This is a genomic window from Paenibacillus sp. FSL H7-0942 (assembly GCF_045040715.1).
Taxonomy (GTDB): Bacteria; Bacillota; Bacilli; order Paenibacillales; family Paenibacillaceae; genus Paenibacillus; species Paenibacillus amylolyticus.
Map to the genome: position 1 here is coordinate 2,334,326 of NZ_CP150279.1, position 20,682 is coordinate 2,355,007.

Annotated in this window: 15 protein-coding genes and 1 tRNA gene; 10 read left to right on the forward strand and 6 right to left on the reverse strand. The window is 45.9% G+C overall.

Translation table 11 applies throughout. The annotated features are described in order from the left end of the window. Positions 1-202: 202 nt before the first annotated feature. Together pelA and MHI48_RS10625 are read left to right on the forward strand one after the other, a co-directional pair. Positions 203-1,165 (forward strand): pectate lyase, encoded by a 963-nt coding sequence (gene pelA / locus MHI48_RS10620; protein ID WP_036670167.1) that lies wholly within the window; start codon positions 203-205, stop codon positions 1,163-1,165. A 176-nt stretch (positions 1,166-1,341) separates the two neighbouring features. Then, positions 1,342-1,425: transfer RNA gene (locus tag MHI48_RS10625), tRNA-Leu, on the forward strand. Between the two features lie 145 nt (positions 1,426-1,570). Here MHI48_RS10625 and MHI48_RS10630 read toward each other — a convergent pair. Continuing rightward, entirely contained in the window at positions 1,571-3,265 is a 1,695-nt protein-coding gene (locus MHI48_RS10630; protein WP_405143907.1) for a carbohydrate-binding protein, read from the reverse strand. A 451-nt stretch (positions 3,266-3,716) separates the two neighbouring features. Between MHI48_RS10630 and MHI48_RS10635 the strand changes: the two genes are divergently transcribed. Next, a complete protein-coding gene (locus tag MHI48_RS10635; protein WP_405144628.1) occupies positions 3,717-4,511 on the forward strand; it encodes a divergent polysaccharide deacetylase family protein in 795 nt (264 codons plus the stop codon). On the opposite strand, the gene MHI48_RS10640 is transcribed toward MHI48_RS10635, so the two are convergent. Continuing rightward, entirely contained in the window at positions 4,486-5,229 is a 744-nt protein-coding gene (locus tag MHI48_RS10640) for an N-acetylmuramoyl-L-alanine amidase (RefSeq protein ID WP_127543923.1), read from the reverse strand. The genes MHI48_RS10635 and MHI48_RS10640 overlap by 26 nt on opposite strands. A gap of 195 nt (positions 5,230-5,424) precedes the next feature. Here MHI48_RS10640 and MHI48_RS10645 point away from each other — a divergent pair, with 195 nt between their 5' ends. Then, positions 5,425-5,643 carry a YqzE family protein gene (locus MHI48_RS10645; protein ID WP_036609606.1) on the forward strand — a complete coding sequence of 73 codons (219 nt, stop codon included), beginning with the start codon at positions 5,425-5,427 and terminating at the stop codon, positions 5,641-5,643. A gap of 120 nt (positions 5,644-5,763) precedes the next feature. Here the strand turns inward: MHI48_RS10645 and MHI48_RS10650 are convergent, their stop codons facing one another. The 3 genes from MHI48_RS10650 to MHI48_RS10660 all read right to left on the reverse strand — a co-directional run bounded on the left by MHI48_RS10650 (position 5,764) and on the right by MHI48_RS10660 (position 9,892). Then, positions 5,764-6,714 carry a hypothetical protein gene (locus MHI48_RS10650; RefSeq protein WP_405143910.1) on the reverse strand — a complete coding sequence of 317 codons (951 nt, stop codon included), beginning with the start codon at positions 6,712-6,714 and terminating at the stop codon, positions 5,764-5,766. 211 nt (positions 6,715-6,925) lie between these two features. Continuing rightward, complete coding sequence (locus tag MHI48_RS10655; RefSeq protein ID WP_405143911.1) at positions 6,926-8,125, reverse strand: YqhG family protein; 1,200 nt, start codon at positions 8,123-8,125, stop codon at positions 6,926-6,928. 3 nt (positions 8,126-8,128) lie between these two features. Further along, a complete protein-coding gene (locus MHI48_RS10660) occupies positions 8,129-9,892 on the reverse strand; it encodes a DEAD/DEAH box helicase (protein ID WP_405143913.1) in 1,764 nt (587 codons plus the stop codon). 502 nt (positions 9,893-10,394) lie between these two features. Here MHI48_RS10660 and MHI48_RS10665 point away from each other — a divergent pair. Further along, positions 10,395-13,034 (forward strand): adenosylcobalamin-dependent ribonucleoside-diphosphate reductase, encoded by a 2,640-nt coding sequence (locus MHI48_RS10665; RefSeq protein WP_338708364.1) that lies wholly within the window; start codon positions 10,395-10,397, stop codon positions 13,032-13,034. A gap of 82 nt (positions 13,035-13,116) precedes the next feature. On the opposite strand, the gene catA is transcribed toward MHI48_RS10665, so the two are convergent. Next, positions 13,117-13,764, reverse strand: coding sequence for a type A chloramphenicol O-acetyltransferase (gene catA / locus MHI48_RS10670; protein WP_338708365.1), 648 nt, complete (start codon positions 13,762-13,764; stop codon positions 13,117-13,119). 231 nt (positions 13,765-13,995) lie between these two features. Between catA and MHI48_RS10675 the strand changes: the two genes are divergently transcribed. The 5 genes from MHI48_RS10675 to MHI48_RS10695 all read left to right on the forward strand — a co-directional run bounded on the left by MHI48_RS10675 (position 13,996) and on the right by MHI48_RS10695 (position 20,670). Next, a complete protein-coding gene (locus tag MHI48_RS10675; protein WP_076318443.1) occupies positions 13,996-14,556 on the forward strand; it encodes a flavin reductase family protein in 561 nt (186 codons plus the stop codon). A 574-nt stretch (positions 14,557-15,130) separates the two neighbouring features. Further along, a complete protein-coding gene (locus MHI48_RS10680; RefSeq protein ID WP_338708367.1) occupies positions 15,131-17,224 on the forward strand; it encodes an acyltransferase family protein in 2,094 nt (697 codons plus the stop codon). A gap of 258 nt (positions 17,225-17,482) precedes the next feature. Continuing rightward, on the forward strand, positions 17,483-18,796 hold the full coding sequence (locus tag MHI48_RS10685) for an extracellular solute-binding protein (RefSeq protein ID WP_076326923.1): 1,314 nt from the start codon (positions 17,483-17,485) through the stop codon (positions 18,794-18,796). 101 nt (positions 18,797-18,897) lie between these two features. Beyond that, complete coding sequence (locus MHI48_RS10690) at positions 18,898-19,779, forward strand: carbohydrate ABC transporter permease (RefSeq protein ID WP_076318446.1); 882 nt, start codon at positions 18,898-18,900, stop codon at positions 19,777-19,779. A 36-nt stretch (positions 19,780-19,815) separates the two neighbouring features. After that, complete coding sequence (locus MHI48_RS10695) at positions 19,816-20,670, forward strand: carbohydrate ABC transporter permease (protein WP_165790059.1); 855 nt, start codon at positions 19,816-19,818, stop codon at positions 20,668-20,670. Positions 20,671-20,682 lie beyond the last annotated feature (12 nt).

A 20,682-nucleotide genomic window follows, 5' to 3' on the forward strand; every position in this document is an offset into this window, starting at 1 on the left:
CCGTTATGTAGAATTAGAGAGATTATATTCATTAAGTTGCATATATTGACAAAAATCGATTTTTTGCATATTATCTGATTATCCAATCCACATATTGGATGAAAATTGATTTTATTATGCGATAAATACAAATAAAGGAGGTTTGGGGCGTATATCATACGTAAAGTAGAAGTGGAAGATTTATAAAAACGAACATAGGAGAGTGTTACATTTGAAAGCGAAGAAAATAATTACTTTTGTCCTGGCATGTACGATGGTGTTCTCAGTAGTTGGAATGGCAGTTCTCCCTGTAGGGACGGTATCTGCTGCAGATGCGTCGGGTACTACAGCGAGTATTTCTGATATTTTGAAGAACCAGCTGCCGGATGGAGGTTGGAGAAAAGATTATAAACAGACAAGTGGAGAGTGGGCAAAGTCCACGATAGACAACAAGGCTACATACTCAGAAATTAGAAGATTGGCGAAGGAATTTAAAAAGACGAATGATCCGCGTTACTCCACAGCTGCAATCAAAGGAATTAACTTTTTGATCAACATGCAGTATTCAAACGGCGGGTGGCCACAAGTTTACCAAAGCTCCGGATACCACAAGCACATCACTTACAATGATGATGCCATGATTAATGTAATGATCATGCTGGATGAAGTAGCAGCACGAAAAGGTGATTTCTCATTTATCGACAGCACACTTGCTAACCGCAGTAAAAATTCAGTTGCCAAAGGTGTGGAGGCGATTCTGAATACACAGGTCGTTTCAGGTGGTAAGCTGACAGCATGGGGACAACAACATGATTCCAGCTCTCTTAAACCAGCGAGCGCAAGAATCTACGAAGTGCCATCACTGACAGCTGGAGAGAGTGTAACGATTGTTAAATTTCTGAAAACCAGACCTGCTAACGCTAAAATTACCGCATCCATTAAAGGAGCGGAGGCTTGGTTTAACAAAGTGAAAATTACGGGTTACAAGTATGAAAGAGCTAATGGAGATAGTAAAATTATCGCTGATTCCAAAGCTGCACCAATTTGGGCACGCTTCTATGAGATCGGAACGGATAAACCAATCTTTATTGGTCGTGACGGGGTAGTTAAATACAAATTAAGTGATATTGATAAAGAAAGAAGAGGCGGTTATGCATGGTATGGCAACTGGCCTTCCAAGCTGTAATTTGTAGTATGCTTCCGTATTAATGAACCAAACTATTAGCAACAGTTAAAGGTAAGGCCCGAATCGACATGGACGTCTGATTCGGGCTTTATTGTTATTATTTTCAGTGTTGACATGATAGATTACGCATGATATATTGTTTCTTGTCGCCGATATGGATGACGAAGATACAATATGCGGTCGTGGCGGAATTGGCAGACGCGCACGGTTCAGGTCCGTGTGGGCTAACCCCCGTGGAGGTTCGAGTCCTCTCGACCGCATCTAATAAAAAGACTCCTTAAGCTAACGCTTAAGGAGTCTTTTTTTGCATTTTTTGATATAACACTAACTTTAGTGATGAGTATTCAAGAGGTTAGTGCTTAGCTGCACGTACAGCAAATGTCTTCCATCAGCCATACGGAACGTTTATTGTGCTGCGGTAACATTAACGCTGTCAATATTCGGTCCTTCCGATCCGGTGGTAACCACTTTCAATGTATTGGTCCCCGTGTTCATGGGGACCTGTATTGTTTTTTCAACCCAAGTGGACCAGCTTCCCGTAGCGGGAAAGGGCTCGTTGCTGATGACTTTGGTTCCGTTCACAAAAATGTCGAGGTTCCGAGTGCCGCTTTCCAGCGCATAACGAAACTTTACGTTTTTGGTACCTGTTGTCGTGTTATTAATGCCGTTCCATTGAATGGCTGAACCAGTCATCGCATTGAAGTTAACATACCCGGAGCCAGTGTAACCGGGGTAGATTGTTTCAATGGCAGCTTCCGTAAGTGACGTTCCGGTCTCGGCTTCATACGTCGTGCCACTGCCTGTATTCCCGCCGCTATTTCCGCCAGTAACGTTGGCAACAAACGTTGTTACGCTCTGAGGCGGGAGCTGTGCCGTGAAGGCTCCATTGGATACGTTAAGCGAGGTTCCGCTTGCCAGGTTTCGACTGCTGTCCGTAATCCATGAGGACACAGTAGAGGCATTACCATTTTGCAGAACGAATTTTTGGCTTGTGGCTGAAGTTCCACGGTTAATTGCCACGACGACGACTTTGTTATCACCTTTATAGGCTGAGACAAATGTGTTCGTATCCGGATTTTTCGTTGCATCGACTCGCAGGTAGCCTGGACGCACGAATTTAGAGAAATGAGCCATATTATACCCGCGTTTGCTTATGGTACCGTCCTCTTTCATCGGACCATACTGTCTGCGGATGTACCACCACACGTAGGCCTGGAAATCACCTTCTACCATGGCATTGTGCATGTGATAGGAAACTTCTAATGCTTCAGGCCAGCGGTCTGCTGAGTTGTTGTCACTGTTTGGAACATACACTTCAGTCATCCACAGTTCTTTACCGGCTCCTTTTTGCTTAAAGAGAGGGTAGGCAAAATTCGAAATCTGGGTTCCATACGTATGTGCTCCCAGAATGTCCATGTTGGCAAGTGCCTGCGGATCATTCAGGATTGGGTCGGATATGTTCTTTAAGTACTGGAAGGATTCAGGCGCCATGACTTTGGTACCTTGGATGGACCCGGCATTTTCTTTCATGAATCGAAGGATCTCTTGTGGAGTCCACCAAGTCCAGTCATGAGCATAATCCGGTTCGTTTTGTACAGAAATGGCATACAGATCTACGCCGTTATTTTTCATGTAGGTTACAAAGTCGTTCAGATGTTGCGCATATGCGGTATATTTGTCGTATTTCAGACGTTTGGCATTTGTGTCCCCATTGCGGTTGAATGTTTCAACCATGCTGCTTGGAGGATTCCATGGGGATGCAAATACAATAGCACCCTTTTCGATAGCCCGTTTGGCTGTGGCAACTTCACGATACCAGTTATTGGAATCTGGATCAACGTAGATTCTGAGAATGGAGAAGCCTAATTGATTCTGGTCATTACCAAAAGCAGTTTCACGTTGAGCGGGAGTCAGATCACCAATCCAGGCAGGAAGGTTAATGCCCCCAAAGCCCTTGATCAGCTGTTTTTCCGAGGACAAATTAATGTTGGCATCGCTGGCTGCTGACACATTTGTCGGGGTTAACATCAAAGGCAGGGCTGTTAAACAGGCCAAAAGAACATTAATCGTCTTTTTTAGTTTGAATTTCACTACTTTCATCCTCCTCGATAATAGTAAGTTACATAGAGAAACCGCAACCAGGAATAACAAACAAGAATAGCGGATTGTCTGGCATTTATTTTATGTAAACCCTTTCAAAACCTCCTCCCATAAATCATAGGATAGAAATGAAGCATAGAACCTCTTTCATTTGTTGATTCTACTAAATAATTCCTAAACTGAAAACCTGACAAATTACAGTATTTTTTCTAATTAATCTCTATTTTCTAACTGTTCAATGACAGTTCTTGTCTGAATGCTAAGGAGAAAACTGGAATGATGGAGATCTTCACTTGAGATAGAGGTCTTCAATGGCGGGGATATGATTATTAAGGAAGGGTTTGGCTTACATAATCCTCCCTTCATTATCAAACAATGAGATCACAGAAGTTACGGGGAGGGAATCATGATGAAGGTACAGAGAAAGATTTATCGATTCATTGCAGGTATCATGGCATTGTTGATTGTGTTCTACGCAGGCATATCGGCAGGAGGGCCTACAGCGGCAGCTTCAGAGTCCACATCGAATCACAAACGGTTAGCGATTATCATCGATGATGTTGGTAATGACATGAAGGGTACGGCAGAGATCCTGGCGATGCCAGTTAAACTAACGGTAGCGGTTATGCCTTTTTTGCCAACAACGAAAAAAGATGCGATGGCTGCACATGAAAAGGGAATGGATGTGATTGTGCACATGCCCATGGAACCCAAGAAAGGACGACCTGAATGGCTGGGCCCGGGTGCAATCACATCCAATCTAACAGATGAAGAAGTCCGCTCACGCGTGGAGAAAGCGATTGATGATGTGCCCCACGCCATTGGCATGAACAATCATATGGGTTCCAAAATTACTTCGGACAAACGCATCATGTCCATTGTGCTCGATGTATGCAAGGAGCGGGGCCTCTTCTTTGTAGACAGCCGTACGAACTTTCGCTCTGTGGTGGGGGAACTGGCCGTATCCAAAAATATGCCACCTGTAGGTAATGACATTTTCCTGGATGATCAAAATTCCAAGCAACACATTCGCAAGCAACTGGATCTGGCTGCTCAGCGTGCGATTGACAAGGATATCTGTGTTGTCATTGGTCATGTCGGTCATTCGGGGATGAACACATCCGCAGTAATTCGTGAATCCGTCTCCCGTCTGCAAAATCAGGTCCAATTTGTAGGGATTGGTGATCTGGTTCGAGATGTGTGGCAATGGCAGTCTGCTCCTACACTACCGACAGATAATAAATAATGCCATTGGCAATGGACTGGGCGATTCGTTTTTGCTCAGCGGGGTCATTCATTCTAGCTCGATCTGCCGCATTGCTCAAAAATCCGGTTTCGACGATGACGGCAGGTTGCTTCACGTAATTCAATATATAAAAGGGCTTGCCCCATACAACCCCGTGCTCCGTTCCGTACAACTTGTTCATGGCATCCTGAATGGATTGGGCCAGCAAATAACTCCTGCCTTCTTTCTGGTGCAGTACCACCGGGCCGTGTGCAGTAGATCGGGGACTCCAGTTCGCATGAATGCTGACCACGATATCTGTACTTACTTCTTCGCTAAGGCTTTTACGTTGGGCAAGATCTCTGGTATGACGGGAGCGGCTGTTCAGCCAGCGGTTCTCATCGCTAAGTGCATAATCACCAAGCCGATTGATGATAACGGCATAACCTTTGCTGCGAAGCAGGAGATAGACCTTTTGGCTAATCGCCAGGTTGATATCTTTTTCCAGCACACCTTGGGCTGACGTACCACCGTCAATACCCCCATGGCCTACGTCGAGCAGGATAACGGGTGCTGCAAAGGCATGATGACTTGAGCGATAAGCATCTCCATCGGTCACTGGCAACATGGATGGACTGTTCTGGGACGGGGCTGCTTTTCCATAAGCGACATGGGGCAGCATGGGAAGACAATGGAAGCTAATGAGCAAGGCCACCGAAGCGGTCAGCAGCTTATACATGGGAATACACACTCCTTCATGAAATAGGTACCGGATGCAGATTAAAGACTGTATGGATACCTTTGGCATTAGACTGTGCATTTTGAGGGTTTTCATACTCCTTTCAATAAAAAAATGTTTAACCATTGCACATCCTGCACACAATAGAACTATCGTAAGCTCCGTGAAAGTGCAGGAGCGAAGGAGGCAGAGGTTATGGCCAAAAGTGATGAGTTGGTAAAATACATTACGCAACGTGTAGTACATTATATCGATACGCCGAAGGATGAGCGGAAAGGTCGCACCAAAAGGAAAGAGCCGTGGGCGATGAAGTGGTTTGGTATGATCCCTTTCGCTGTATCCCTGTGGGTGGGGAAAAAGGAAAAAGAATTCGATACACAGTCTCATAAACGAAGTTCTTCGGGAAAAGGGTGACGATCCCTTACCTATTTCACTAATGGTAAACCAAAAGACGCAATCCCTTGATAAAATGGGAAGGCGTCTTATTTGTTGTTTTACAGGTTATCTGAATGTATCTTGAGAATTTGCTGATGATTAAGGATATACGATGTAAAAAAAGCCATCTTGCTGCAATGTGCCTAAAGGGACAAAGCGTTGAATGGATGATTTTCCACCTAGCGCTACATATAGAATAGACTCTGCTACCTGATCTGTATGCCACAGCTGATAACCGCTAACAGGTAGAGGACCGCCGTATACAACGTTACGATCACCCGCTGAGAAAACAATCTCTTGATTCTCCCCGTGTTGTATCACATCTTGTGCCCGGTCGGTTGCAACAGGTTTGGAGGTAATCCACAACAGATTGTCAGCAGGATTGAAGACGGGTCGCAGATGAAGTGGATCGACTGATAAAGATGGCGTTGTGGATAAATCAGTTATGCTGACAGAGGTCTGTTTGGAATCAGCCTCCAGCAGGTTCAGAAACTCTGACGGTAGTACATCTCCGTTGGTAGCATCAATATAAAGTGCAGGATGATTAGGTTGCTCCACTTTCCAATAAGCCAGCAGGGGAAGAGCATAACCAAGATGAAGCTCTCCTCCTCCAGCAAGTAATGCCTCAAGGTTCACATGTTGTCGATCTAAGGTTTGTCCAAGAAGTTCATTGTTGTATGGTGACTGTTCTCCATGACCATATTCACTAAGCGTCAACTGACCCTGCTCTGTGGCAGTAATAATCATATATCCGATCGGTTTACCTTCAAACTCAGCTTGTACGAGCCAGCTATGTAAACCCGGCCCCAGGGGGTAGAAGTCCAGGTCGGCGTTCTTCCAATGCACTTCGCCGTTAGCTGTACCAAGTGTAACAGCTTGTTGCTCTGCAAACCGTTGCACAGCAGCGGGAGCTAGCTTTTCATTCTGAATGGCATGATGTTTGGGACTATACTCAATTGATGATGCGGGGGATAGCGAAGAGGTTTTTTGTTCCTCTGCATTGGCTATCGACCAAAAAGAGAATAGGGCAAGACAACTGAGCAAGCCCAAGGTTATACAGGTTGTTTTCCGAGCGTTGTTCCAACACGTATGAAAGAATCGTTTCAAATTTACACCTACTTTTTCATTTATCCGTTACCTGAGCGGGTCCTAGTTTCATTCTAGGGGACAGGCTATGCAAAGGTTGCTGCAACCTGTCGGGCGGCTGATCATGAATAAACACTACTTTTGCCAGCATTTGCAGGAAAAGTAGTGTCTTCGTCTATCTTAAGTGAAACATGCCGCTGCTAATGGCAGTCACTTTCACTTTGGGTTCATATTGCCAGATCATCTCGGTCCGGCGTGTCTCATACTGCAGTTTCATAGCTTCGCGATCGATTACCGCCTGTTTTGCTTTCTCTTCTTCGGCATCTGTCTCGGAGTCGATCGGTACTGCGGCCTCTGCCGCCAGTTCTACATCTACTCCAATGGGTTTAGCGTTAGTTATATCCACAACTTTTATCAGTGGTGCAGGTGGCGTGCGGTCAGAATGGACATTCTCATTCTCCGTGTCTGAGGTTATGTTACCTGGTAATTCTACCTCAGGCGTATCTTCCCGGAGTACCGCCTCATAGTAGGTGTCCAACACGTCCAGCTCCAGATAAAGCCGCTCTTGGGCTTTCTCTGCCCAGCTATAATCGAGTTCCAGCAAGCGGTTCGTCAAATGAGATTCCAAAGCAGCTCCGGCATCAAATAACGAAACTTTAGCTGTCTGTACATGCATGTTCTCCGCAAGCCTCGGACTGAGATCACGTCGGTTCAGCTTAGTGCCGAATTTTTCTATAATTTCACCCGAGCGAAGGGAGATGCCGAGAAAATGCAATTCCTCCCGTTTCAAATCACAGGCGAATTCCACCTTGAAACACACACCAAGCCAAGGCTCATATACGGCTGGCGCTGTAGCCCGCAATTGCCGTTTGGCAGCCTGTTCGAACAGGTTCACGAAGGCACCGCCTTCACGGGCAGCGCCGAAAATCTGCTGCAGTCTGCGACTGCCATACACCACTTCTTCACGCAATATTCGTCCTGGTCCCAGCTGTGGAAGTGATGGCGTAATACCGAAGTAACGGCCTAGAATAGTTTCTTTTGGTGGCTCGCCTTGAGGACTGCTGTTGGTTACGCCATTCGTTCCATCAGGGTTAGTTCCAGCAGGAGGTGATGCTTGCGCAGCTTTGGCTTCTGCTGCCTCAATGGCCTGCTGATAACTGTCAGGATCAAATATAAATGTAAAGGACATTGTCTCAGCGGGTGCTCCGGTTCGTTCCACAAACCCCCAATAATAGGGGCGATTGGTCAACGCTTTGTCCGCCTCAGGCGAGAGTTTGACTGTAACATGGGCAGGGGAACGCTCCATAATCTGACAATCCAGTGCTTCCAGATAGGTGAGAACATAAGCCTGTACTTCATGGGGAGACATGGTCATGAGTTAGCTACCTCCTTTGCGAAGATCTAACAACCCGGATACGGCAGGCCCTTCATCTGAAACCTCACGTTGAATAGAGTTCAACGATTGTCCAAGTGAATCCATTTTGCGGCGAATATCATCATCAGTTTGTGATTCCAGCATGATTTTGTACAAACTTTTCTCAATAGACTCCTTCTTCTCTAACCGTTCCAGAATGACATCCAGCCCGCCGATCACCATCTCAAACATATTGATCTTCTCATGCAGCAGATTCAAAATATGTTCCTCAATGGTTCCAGTCGTGGATAAATTGAAGATGTTCACGTCATTTTGCTGTCCCAGCCGGTGTACCCGACCGATCCGCTGCTCAACCCGCATAGGGTTCCAAGGCAAATCAAAGTTGATCATATGATGGCAAAATTGCAGATTAATGCCTTCACCACCCGCTTCGGTTGCAATCATGGCCTGCACACGCCCGCGGAAGAGATCCATCATCCAGTCTTTTTTGCCTCGATTCATGCCACCCCGATAGGGTACAGCCGTAAGCCCATTGTTGCGGAAATAGTTTAGCAGATACTCCTGCGTGGCCCGGTATTCAGTGAAGATAATTACTTTTTCATTCATGTTCCGAACCAGCTCCATCGTTTTCTCCGCTTTGGTATTCTCCTTGATCGCTTTAATATGGGCAACGAGTTCCCAAATCTTGTCCCGAAGGGGAGAGTCCAGCGGAAGTTTCTTCGACAGATTAACCAGCGTCACGAATACAGCATCCCGACTGCTGCACACTTCACGCTGCAATGTAACAAGGGAGAGCATGCTGCTCAGGTTACCGCCAGCTTCCTGGTACTGGTCTTTAACAAAGGAAGTCACGCCATCATAAAGCGCTTGTTCTTCGGGCGATAGTTGCAGATTCACGTTGGAGACATTCCGTTTGGTAAATTGAACAGGGCCTTCGCCGCGGCGGTTACGAATCATGACTTTGGATAACTCGTTCTTAAGCTGTTCCTGATTTTTCGGAACTCGTTTGTCTACAACAAAGTTGGCCGCAAAGTCACCCTGACGACCCAGTTGACCGGGCTTCAGCAGGTTGATCAGATTGAACAATTCACTCATATCGTTCTGCACAGGTGTAGCTGTAAGCAACAGACAATACTTTTTGCGCAATTTGAGCATGAATTGATAGTTGGTTGTTTTCTTGTTTTTGAGTTTATGAGCCTCGTCAATAATAATCATGTCGTAGTCGGTATTCAGCAGCATATCTTTATGTGGGTCACGTTTGGCTGTATCCATGGAAGCAACAACCACTTCATTCTGCCAGGAATAGGCCTTTTTCTGAGCAATAGCAGGGATGCCAAATTTTGAATTCAACTCCCGTACCCATTGCAACACAAGAGAGGCTGGCACGAGAATGAGTACCTTGGATACGAGACCCCGAACCATATATTCTTTCAGAATGAGACCGGCTTCAATGGTTTTGCCCAGACCCACCTCATCGGCGAGAATGGCCCGGCCTGACATTTCAAATAATACTCTGCGAGCAGTGTCCATCTGGTGAGGGAGTGGGGTAAGGCCTTGTAGATGCTTGAGACATTGGATCTCGTCAAAATTGGGAATCAGGTTGGTCTCTTCGGCTTGAATGCCCAGTTGGAAGAGTCGATAATCCCCCCAAGGACCTCCTTTATCCAGTCGTGATTCTAATTGATTAATCCAAGTCCGATCAAATTCTAAAGGAACGGGCAGCTCGGCTACAGGTTGATTCGTGTGATGCGGGTTTTTCCGGTTCATGGTGTTTCCTCCCCTGCCATACGTGATGACGTTTTATTCGTAGGTAATAGTATGGACGAATGAGAGTCAGTTCATAACTATGTGGGTTCAAATAAGGAATATTTACACTTGTCACTCCGATGACAGAATAACCTTCAATCGCTGTTATCCCCAGATTTTTTTTGATTCCCTTGTCCAAAGGGGGAAAACCCGGGGATAGCGTATGCTTTCGATGCAGCTTTCTTTCAGAAAGCTTTTAGGCCAACGCTTCGCTTCTTCAGGTTATTTCTGTCCTCTCCGTTCTTGTGTAAAAAGTTTAGTTGAACCAATGTGAACTACAGTTTATTTACAAGAAGCTTGTCCGTGTTTAGGGAGTCTATAAAATAAGGTCTGTGATAAAAGTCGTATGGAAAATCAATATATGGTGTAATATACTGGTTTTATATCACTATATGTGGTGTTTCATCATAATTTACTTCTATAGTGAAAATGGAGCTTTATGCCGGGGAGGTTGAATGTAGCGATGAAATCGAACCAACGATCGTACCAATTAGAAGGACTTAGCGAAAAAATATTCCTGGACCGATACGCCTGGAAGGACGCTGATTCGAATCATGCCAAGGTCGGAGATGTGGTATTGGTATTAACGAAGGATGATCCGAAGTTCCCAACCAAGGAAGTGGGCGAAATCATAGAACGTCAGGGTCAGCTTGTACAGGTAAGGACTCGAAGCGGAGAGATGATTGAGACAAACGTGGAGAAATTGACACTCAACATAGAAAAAACTCCAGAAGAGATGTGGGACCGTCTTGCCAAAGCGATGGCTTCTGTAGAATCCACAGCTGATCAGCGGGCGAAGTGGGAGTCCAAGTTCCGCTCTGTGTTGGAAGATTGGAAGTTAGTACCCGGAGGCCGCATTGCTGCGGGCGCGGGGGCAAGCGATGAGCTGACACTTTTCAATTGTTATGTCATTCCGTCTCCGCAAGACAGTCGGGGTGGAATCATGAAGACTTTGACCGAGATGACGGAGATTATGGCACGTGGGGGAGGTGTTGGCATTAATTTGTCCTCTTTGCGTCCTCGCCGAGCGGTGGTGAAAGGTGTCAACGGATCATCCAGCGGTTCCGTATCGTGGGGCGGATTGTTCAGTTATACGACTGGACTGATTGAACAGGGCGGAAGCCGCCGGGGTGCGCTCATGCTGATGATGAATGACTGGCATCCAGATGTGCTTGATTTTATTACCGTGAAACAAACGATGGGGCAGGTGACCAATGCCAATCTGTCTGTATGTGTGAGCAACGCATTTATGGAGGCTGTCAAGCAGGACGGAGATTGGGACTTGGTTTTCCCCGATACGAACGATCCGGACTACGACATCGAGTGGAACGGGGATATGCAGCAATGGAAAGCCGCAGGTCATTCGGTGGTGCACTATCGTACACTGAAGGCGCGCGAAATCTGGCATACCATTATTGAATCAGCCTGGAAATCGGCAGAGCCCGGTGTGGTATTCATGGAGTACTACAACCAGATGTCCAACAGCTGGTACTTCAATCCGATTATCTGTACTAATCCTTGCGCAGAACAGGGTCTGCCTGCCTGGGGTGTATGTAATCTGTCTGCCATTAATCTGTCCAAATTCTACGATGAAACAAATCATGATGTGGCATGGGATGAACTGGCGGAAACCACTCGTATCTCGACTAGATTTTTGGACAATGTCATCGATGCAACACCATATCATTTTGAGGAAAATAGACTGAATCAGCAGCGTGAACGCCGGGTTGGGCTTGGCACCATGGGACTGGCAGAGCTGATGATTAAGCTGCGTATTCGATACGGCAGTCCTGAATCTCTTGTTTTTCTGGATAGACTGTATGGATTCATGGCGAAGGAGGCCTATCTGGCATCGGCAGAGATTGCAGCAGAGAAGGGAGCTTTCCCAGCTTTTGAAGCTGAACCGTATTTACAGAGTGGATTCATGAAAAACATGGTTGCGACGTACCCTGAAGTGGGAGAGGCCATCCGTAAACAGGGCATTCGAAATGTCACACTGATCACACAAGCGCCAACGGGAAGTACAGGTACGATGGTGGGCACATCAACAGGTATTGAGCCGTATTTCGCCTTCAAGTATTTCCGTCAAAGCCGTCTAGGTTATGATGAACAGTTCGTACCGATCGCACAAGATTGGCTGGATGAACATCCTGGTGAAGCTTTACCAGACTATTATGTGACGGCGATGGATTTGTCGGCTGAGAATCACATACGGGTGCAGGCAACGATTCAGCAATGGGTGGATAGTTCGATCTCGAAGACGGCCAACTGTCCGGCTGATTTTACAATGGAGGATACGGCTGAGCTGTACGAACTGGCCTTCGACCTTGGCTGCAAAGGAGTAACGATATACCGTGATGGCAGCAGGGATGTGCAGGTGTTGTCCACGTCGAAGAAGGAAGAGACCCAAGGTGAAGATCAGAACACGGCGGAAGCTGAAGAGAAGACAGTCGTATCTGCTATAGAAAACCCGAATAATGCTGAAGTACAGGCAAGTGATGGAACTTCGAATAGCCAGGTTGGTGTTAGAACGCATTCTTCCGATCAAGCCCCGTCCTCTTCTACAGTGCTGGATAAACAATACAGAAGCCGTCCTCAAGTACTGCGCGGTGCGACATACAAAATCAATACGCCATTCGGGATGGCTTACATTACGATCAATGATCTGGAGGGAACGCCGGGTGAGATCTTCCTGAACGTGGGCAAAGCGGGATCGGACGTGTTTGCCATGGCTGAGGCACTCGGTCGAGTATGCTCTCTGTTCCTTCGATACGGAGATCATGGGCACAAGGTTGAACTGTTGATCAAACATCTCAAGGGAATCGGTGGTTCGGGAGCGATTGGCTTCGGGGCCAACCGGGTGGAATCGATTGCTGATGCAGTCGCCAAAGCATTGGAATGTCATGTACAGAGCGATGTGCAGGAGAACGAAACTGGAGCATTAATAGAACAGAATCAAGTGGAGAGCACGTATCCAGAAGTGGAGGATCAGAAAACCTTTATCGAATCGAGAGATTTATGTCCTTCATGCGGCTCGGCATCCCTGATGAATGTGGAAGGTTGCAAAACATGCAGCAACTGTGGGTACAGTAAATGCAATTAAATATCTTTTGAAAAAAAGAGAAAAAGAAAGGCACTCCTGACTCCATTACGAAGTCAGGAGTGCCTTTTTGTCATTTAGATAACTAACACCAATCTTGGCATCGATCTGCAAGTGATTGCAATTCATTAAATACAACACCAGCATGGTAGCCGTCGCACACGGCGTGATGTAACTGAACGGATAAGGGAAGATATACTTTATCATTCTGTTGAACATATTTCCCCATCGTGAAAATAGGCAACAAGTAGGTTCCCTCGTTGTAAATATTCAGATTAAATGCCGTAAAGTTCACCCAAGGAATACTGGAAACGGGAAAAGTATTTGGCGGTTCAGTGGGTTTGGCAACAAATTGTTTGTGATCTTTGTAATTCTTCATATCTTCCAGATAACGAATGTGGAACGTCTCGAAATCTTCATGGAATGCTGTCCAGATCGTTGAGAAACTCTTGTTGTCCTCATGAAAAATCGTATAATTCGGAGACATTTCGTCCCAGTAGCCCAATCTCCCCTCGGCATCAAAACAAGTTCGAAATTCCCTGTGTGCATTGACGACCGTAGAGATCATATGAATAAGAGCCGGATAGAACTTCAATCCTTTAAGCTTCAGTTCGTTGATCAATAGAGTGATATCCAGATTAGCAGTTATGCTGTAGGTACATCTGACCTGATTCAAGTAGTGGTCAAAGTATGGCTTTCGATCCCACTGATCTAACACGATTGAATTAAACATAAGTTATAACCTCCTAAATTTGAATAATGGATTTATTTAGGAGGTATATTTGACTGATTTGACCATATCCTATCACATTCCCAGTATCGTATTTTTAGAAATTGACCATTTCAGTATACCATGATAGTGAATATGTCGCTTATAGCGAAATCGTCTGCAAAACGCTTTTTCAACCTGTTTCTTTCCTTTATAATTAAAATTGTCTTTATAACGAAGAAGAGAGGGGATTAGATGCGTCAGCCGATAGAAGAACCTATATTTTATTCTTATCCTGGAATGGTAGCGGTGGTGACTTCACGTCATGAGGGAGTTCAGAATGTGATGGCGTCCGGATGGCATACATACATCGGATCATCACCAGGCGTATACGGCATCTCCCTTCGTAAGGAAACATACTCCTATGAACTCATTGAGAAGAGTGGCGTATTCGGTGTTCATTTCCTGCCAGGTCATCGATCGGAGTGGATTCAAGCTGCAGGAACGTTCAGTGGGAGAGATACGGATAAATTCACAAGATTCGGCATTCCGTATGAGGAAGGAATCAAGGTAAGTGTACCCATTTTGACAGATGCTTATTTTGCTTATGAATGCAAGGTTATGGAGATTACGACATATGGTGACCATGAATGGATTGCAGGCGAAGTATTGCAGCGATATCAGGATCAGAAGTACTTTCTGGAGAATGGAATGGTTGATCTGGAGAAGTTGCAAATTCCAATGTACACAGGGCGTTCAGCATACCGGATCATGGATGCGAGGACAGAAGAAAAGATTCACCCGTTCCACCTCTAGGGTCCTAGGCAAGAAGAAGCAATTATGAGCAAAACTTTCAATCCGGTCTGACATAGGTTTATAATGGATATTGGCTGCTGAGCAAGTCGGCAGCCTTTTGTTATGAATTCAATTGTTTCAATCGATGTGTGCGTGGGTATGCTGGTTTGCGCAAGTGAGACAGGTAATTTTAGCCACTCGATGAAAAGTACTATATTTAACGACAAAATTAGAGTATGATTTTACAGCTATATGAGCTGGCAGGAAAGGTTACATCGGTTTAATCGTTTGTAACTATTCCTGTAAAGTATGAGGCTTATTTCGGGCGTATAATGCTAAACGTGAACTCACGAATGAATATAAAGAATATTTTAATAATTAAACTTAATGGACAGGCAACTCGTCTTCTTTAAGATTATAGAATTCACACAGAATGTCGCATCATCGGATCGTGCTTCGAACAGAAGCTTTTCTTATGTTGTAAATGAAAGATGGAAGGTGCAATACGTATGTTAATGACAACCAGAACGATCAGGAGTTCCTTTATGCCCCCAACACCGATGTTGTTGACTCACAGTAACAAGGAGGGGCATGCATGTCACAATCGTTAAATCGTAAGAGACATATGAACGGACTTGACGGCTTGCGAGCCATCGCTGTACTTGCGGTAATCGCGTATCATCTGAATTTGGATTTTATTCCGGGCGGACTGCTCGGTGTAGGTATATTTTTTGTTCTCTCGGGATATTTAATTACAGATATTCTCGTGTCACAGTGGCAGGAACATGGACGCATTTCACTCGGTGATTTCTGGGTAAGACGGGTAAGGCGTTTGCTTCCAGGCATGCTGACCATGACAGCTGTGGTGATGATCTGGTTGGCTTGTACAGATCCATCCCGGCTTGCTGCACTTCGTGGTGATATCGTTTCGGGTGTATTATACATAAGCAATTGGTGGTATATCTTTCACAACGTTTCCTATTTCGAAAGTTTTGGCCCTCCATCACCGTTTGGACATTTCTGGTCACTGGCTGTGGAAGAGCAATTTTATCTTATATGGCCTCTTCTACTGATCGCAGCAATCGTAGTGTTCAAAAGAAAGGGATGGCTGGTCGTTTTCATTGTCGTCGCAGCTGAATTATCTGCTGGCGCAATGGCCATCATGTATAATCCGGATTTGGACCCGAGCCGTGTATATTATGGAACAGACACGCGGGCATTTGCACTGCTTGCTGGTGCTGCGCTTGCCGTGGTATGGCCTAGTCGCAAGCTATCGAACTCTCTGTCTGGCATGATCCGGCTTGTGCTCGATGTGTCGGGACTTGCTGCGCTCGCTTTGTTAATCTACATGATGCTGAACAGCAGTGAATACGATCCGTTTCTGTATCAAGGGGGCATGGTGCTTCAGGCTATCGCAACAACGTTGCTGGTAGCGGTGTTGGCTCACCCATCGTCTTTACTGGCACGTATCATTGGCGCGAAGCCATTACGCTGGATCGGAGAGCGATCCTACGGATTATATCTGTGGCATTATCCTGTCATTATGTTAACCAATCCCGCGGTGGATACGGGAGGAGCACATCCTGTACGAATCATTTTACAGGTTGCTGTAACGGTTGTACTGGCCTCATTGTCCCTTAAATATATTGAAAATCCGATTCGGTACAATGGATTCCGTGATTCTTGGTCCCGATTATGGGGAAGAGGGCGGTCATCGATCGGTATACGTAACGTATGGTGGAAGCGGGCAGGTCTGTTGATGACGATTCTGCTGTTGTCCTATACGGTATCTCAGATGATGGTCTCACATGCAGCGAACTCCGACTCCCATTCGGTATCGATGTCCAACACATTAAATGGAGAGAATTCCGTAGCGGAGGAACAGGGACAGGATGTGTTGCCAGCTATTACAGGAACGTCAGGCTCTGGCCAAAAGAACGATGCTCATACCCATAAACCGGAAGCAGGAACGAAAGATGATCCGGGGAAAAATGAGAAGCCAACAGGAGAGCCTGCTCCAGACTCAAAACCTGACGACCAAGACAATTCAGTGAATGCTGGCAAGGACGGTCAGTCTGAAGATAAGCCGGCTGATGACTCCGTGACGAACGAGAATGATACACCGGATGACGCCGGATCGAATCAATCCGATAATACGGATCATACGGATGATGCACCTGATTTATCTCAGGACAATGAAGAAACGGCTCCTCCTGCTCAGGATGGCAAGGTTCATTATACCGTCATTGGAGATTCGGTGATTTTGGATGCAAAACCGTATCTGGAGCAAAGTATATCAGGAGTGTATGTGGACGGACATGTCGGTCGTCAGATGTGGCAGGCAGGCGATGTATTGGAAGGTCTGAAGCAAAACAACCAAATGGGCAGCAAAGTGGTGCTGGAGCTCGGGACGAATGGTTCCTTTAACTCCAAAAACTTGAATGCTGTGCTTGATTATCTGAAGGATGAGGATCAGGTATATCTGGTTACTGTGCGCGTACCTCGTCCGTGGGAACGAACGGTGAACAGGGCGTTGAATGAGGCAGCATCCAAATACAGCAATGTCTCGTTAATTGACTGGAACAGTGCAAGTGAGGGACATGACGAATATTTTGAAAAAGATGGCGTACATCTCACTACGCAAGGGTCCGAAGCTTTTGCAGAACTGGTGAAGAACAGTATCCAATAATACGCAATCCATATTTAATACGATTTAGCACTTATTCATTATATATAGCCTGGGGTGAAGCTACCGACGGCTGCAACAAGAAAGAGCTCTCATTATGAGGGCTCTTTTTATATGTTATGAACAAATAAGTCAGCAAAGTAAGTTTCAAACAGGGGAACCGATATTTTTCACCCCTGCATCCGTGGATCGTCACCTTACGGTATGATAGCGTTAACATTTACAATAAGTGTATTCAAATCGCCGAGGGGGATTATAGAGATGTTGAAAAAATGGCTTTCGGGTTTCCTGGCAATAACATTGTTCTCCATTATTCTGGCTGGCTGTGCTGGCGGGGACACTTCAGAAGGAGGCAGTGGGAATGACAAAGTAACCGTCACACTCTGGCACAACTGGACCGGACAGGATGCAAAGGCGGTTGCGATGCGCAAAATTATTGAAGATTTTCGCACGGCGCATCCAGATATTGAAGTTGTGGATGAAGGCCTGCCAACAGATGGTCTCAAAACCCGGCTTCGTACGGTGGCCGCTGCCAATGAGATGCCAGACCTGTTCGTGATGTGGCCGGATGCCATGACGAAGGAATTTGTCAAAGGGGATCTGCTACAGCCCATTAATGCAGAGCTGGACGCAAAGCCGGAGTGGAAAGATAACTTTATCCCAAATGCACTGGACGGATACACTGTGGACGGGAATATCTACTCCGTGCCGATGAATCTGGCGCCAAGTTCCTTCATTTATTACAATGAAGCTCTTTTCAAACAGTACAACGTAAAAGTACCTGAGACGTGGGCGGAACTGGAACAAGCGATTGCTACTTTTAATCAAAATAAAGTCATTCCCATGGCACTTGGCAACAAAGCCAACTGGGTAGCTCAATCAACGATATTCAGTACACTGGCTGATCGAATTACCGGCACAGACTGGTTCTTGAAAGCGGCAGCACAAGAGGGTGCAAGCTTTACCGATCCACAATTTATTGAAGCCTTGAACAAGATGCAGGAGCTTGGCAACACCAAAGCATTCCAAGATGGATTCAACAGTATCGATGAGACACAGATGATGCAGCTTTATTTCCAAGGTAAGGCAGCGATGGTCATGAACGGCGGATGGGCCTTGGCAAATCTGGTGAACAATGCACCTGAAGAGGTGTTGAACAACACACATATTACGATTCTTCCTCCAGTGGACGGAGGTCAGGGTGAACCAAGAACAACATCCGGTGTAGTAGGAACCGGGTTGGGTGTAAGTAAAAAGCTGAGCGGTGCACAAAAAGAGGCAGCGATGGAGCTGTTCTATGCGCTGGCAGGACCTGATGGTCAGAAGGCCACATTGGATAGCAGCACATTGGTGAGTTACAAGATTGATCTGGACAAAACCAAAGCACATCCATTGTTCGTAGAATTATATGATCTGATGCAGGAAGTGAAGATCACGCCAGTATACGATTCCAAGCTGGGATCGGCAACGGTTGAGGTTATTAATAATGCATTGCAAGAGTTGCTTATGGGCGGCAAGGCCGAAGACATTGCAGCCAAAATTCAGGCGGCTCAAGCCAATGCAGTTAGTCAGTAACCATTCGTTAAAACCCCTTCCCGGCAGGGGAGGGGTTTTAAGTATGAATGGGACAGTCAGTTACAAGTTGGTAAAGGCATTTATGGAAGGGAAGTGAACAGATGAACGCACTGCGCAGTCGGCGTTTTATTATGCTGGGGCTGGCCCCGGCAGTCATCATTTATGCATTGTTTGTATTTGTACCGGTCGTGTGGTCGGCATACTACGGTTTCTTCAACTGGTCCGGCATTGGCGCATCCAAATATATTGGTGTGGATAATTACATTGAGATCTGGCATGATCCTGTGTTCTGGCGAGCACTGAAAAATAACGTTATTTTTGTGTTGGCATCGGTATTTGGACAAATTCCATTAGCGCTGATGTTGGCGGTCATCTTACACAAAAGTAATCCGTTACAGCGGTTTCTGCGCTCAGCCGTATTTCTGCCGATGGTGTTATCCACTGTCGTTATCGGTATGATCTGGCAGTATATCTATCATCCGCAGATCGGGATATTGAACTTTCTGCTGGACGCACTGGGGCTGGAAAGTTGGAAGCTGCAATGGCTTTCCGATGACAAGATTGCCATTTTCTCATTGGTACCGCCGCTGCTCTGGAGCTTTGTCGGGTTGTATCTGATTATCTTCATCTCGGCGTTGCAGAATATTCCCGGCGAGATTCATGATGCTGCCAAAATAGACGGTGCTTCAGGAATTCGGAAACTGGTATCGGTCTCTTTGCCCATAATCTGGGGTACGGTTCAGGTAGCGATCATTCTATGTATTTCGGGTAGTCTGAAATCATTCGATCTGGTCTACATCATGACCAAGGGTGGTCCGGCACATGCGACGGAACTGCTTGCAACGTATATGTACAATTCAACCTTTACAACATACCGATATGGTTTTGGTAGTGCGATCTCCACAACCATCGTACTGATCTCCCTGCTGCTGATCGGAACAAGCCAGTGGCTAACTAGTCGCAAACGAAAAGAGAATCAATAGAGAGGAGGAGTTATCATGCGCGTGACACCTGTATCCATGCCATCACCTCGAAGCAGCTCGGGCCATCCGATTCGCCGTCTACGTAGCGGAATTGTTTGGACGCTGCTAACGGTCTATGGTATTTTAACATTGTATCCTTTCTACTGGCTCGTGATTAGTGCATTCAAAACAAATGAAGATTTCTATAGCAGGCCCTTTGGTCTTCCGGAAAACTGGAATGTTGCCAATTTCAGCAATGCATGGGAAAGCTCCAGGCTAGGGACCGCTTTTGGCAATTCACTAATCGTATCGGTGGGGTCACTTATTCTGACGCTGTTTATTGCAGCGCTGGCTTCATTCATCCTGGCTCGTTTCCAGTTTCGCTGGAAAGGGTTAATCATGACCTTCTTTGTTGTTGGTATGCTCATTCCGATCCATAGTACGCTTGTCCCCTTATTTATTCTAATGAAACAGATGTCCTTGCTAAATACGTACTGGGCCTTAATATTACCTTATACGGCTTTTGCATTGCCTACGGCCATTTTTGTGCTTACTGCTTATCTGACAAGTGTTCCACGTGATATTGAAGAGGCAGCTTTTATTGATGGAACAGGACTTTGGGGGCTGTTTACCCGGATCATGTTACCCATGTCCGTACCTGCGTTGTCTACGGTTACGATCCTGAGTTTCTTGCATGCGTGGAATGACTTTTCTTTTGCGCTTGTATTCATCAACAAAACCGGATTAAAAACGTTACCGCTGGCTATTGCGAACTTTGCGGATGGATATCAAACCGATTACGGATTAACGCTAGCTGCCATGACCCTGTCGGTCATTCCAACCATTATCTTGTATCTCGTATTCCAGGAACAGGTTATGAAAGGCATGACAGCAGGAGCTGTCAAAGGATAAGCGAAAGCGCAT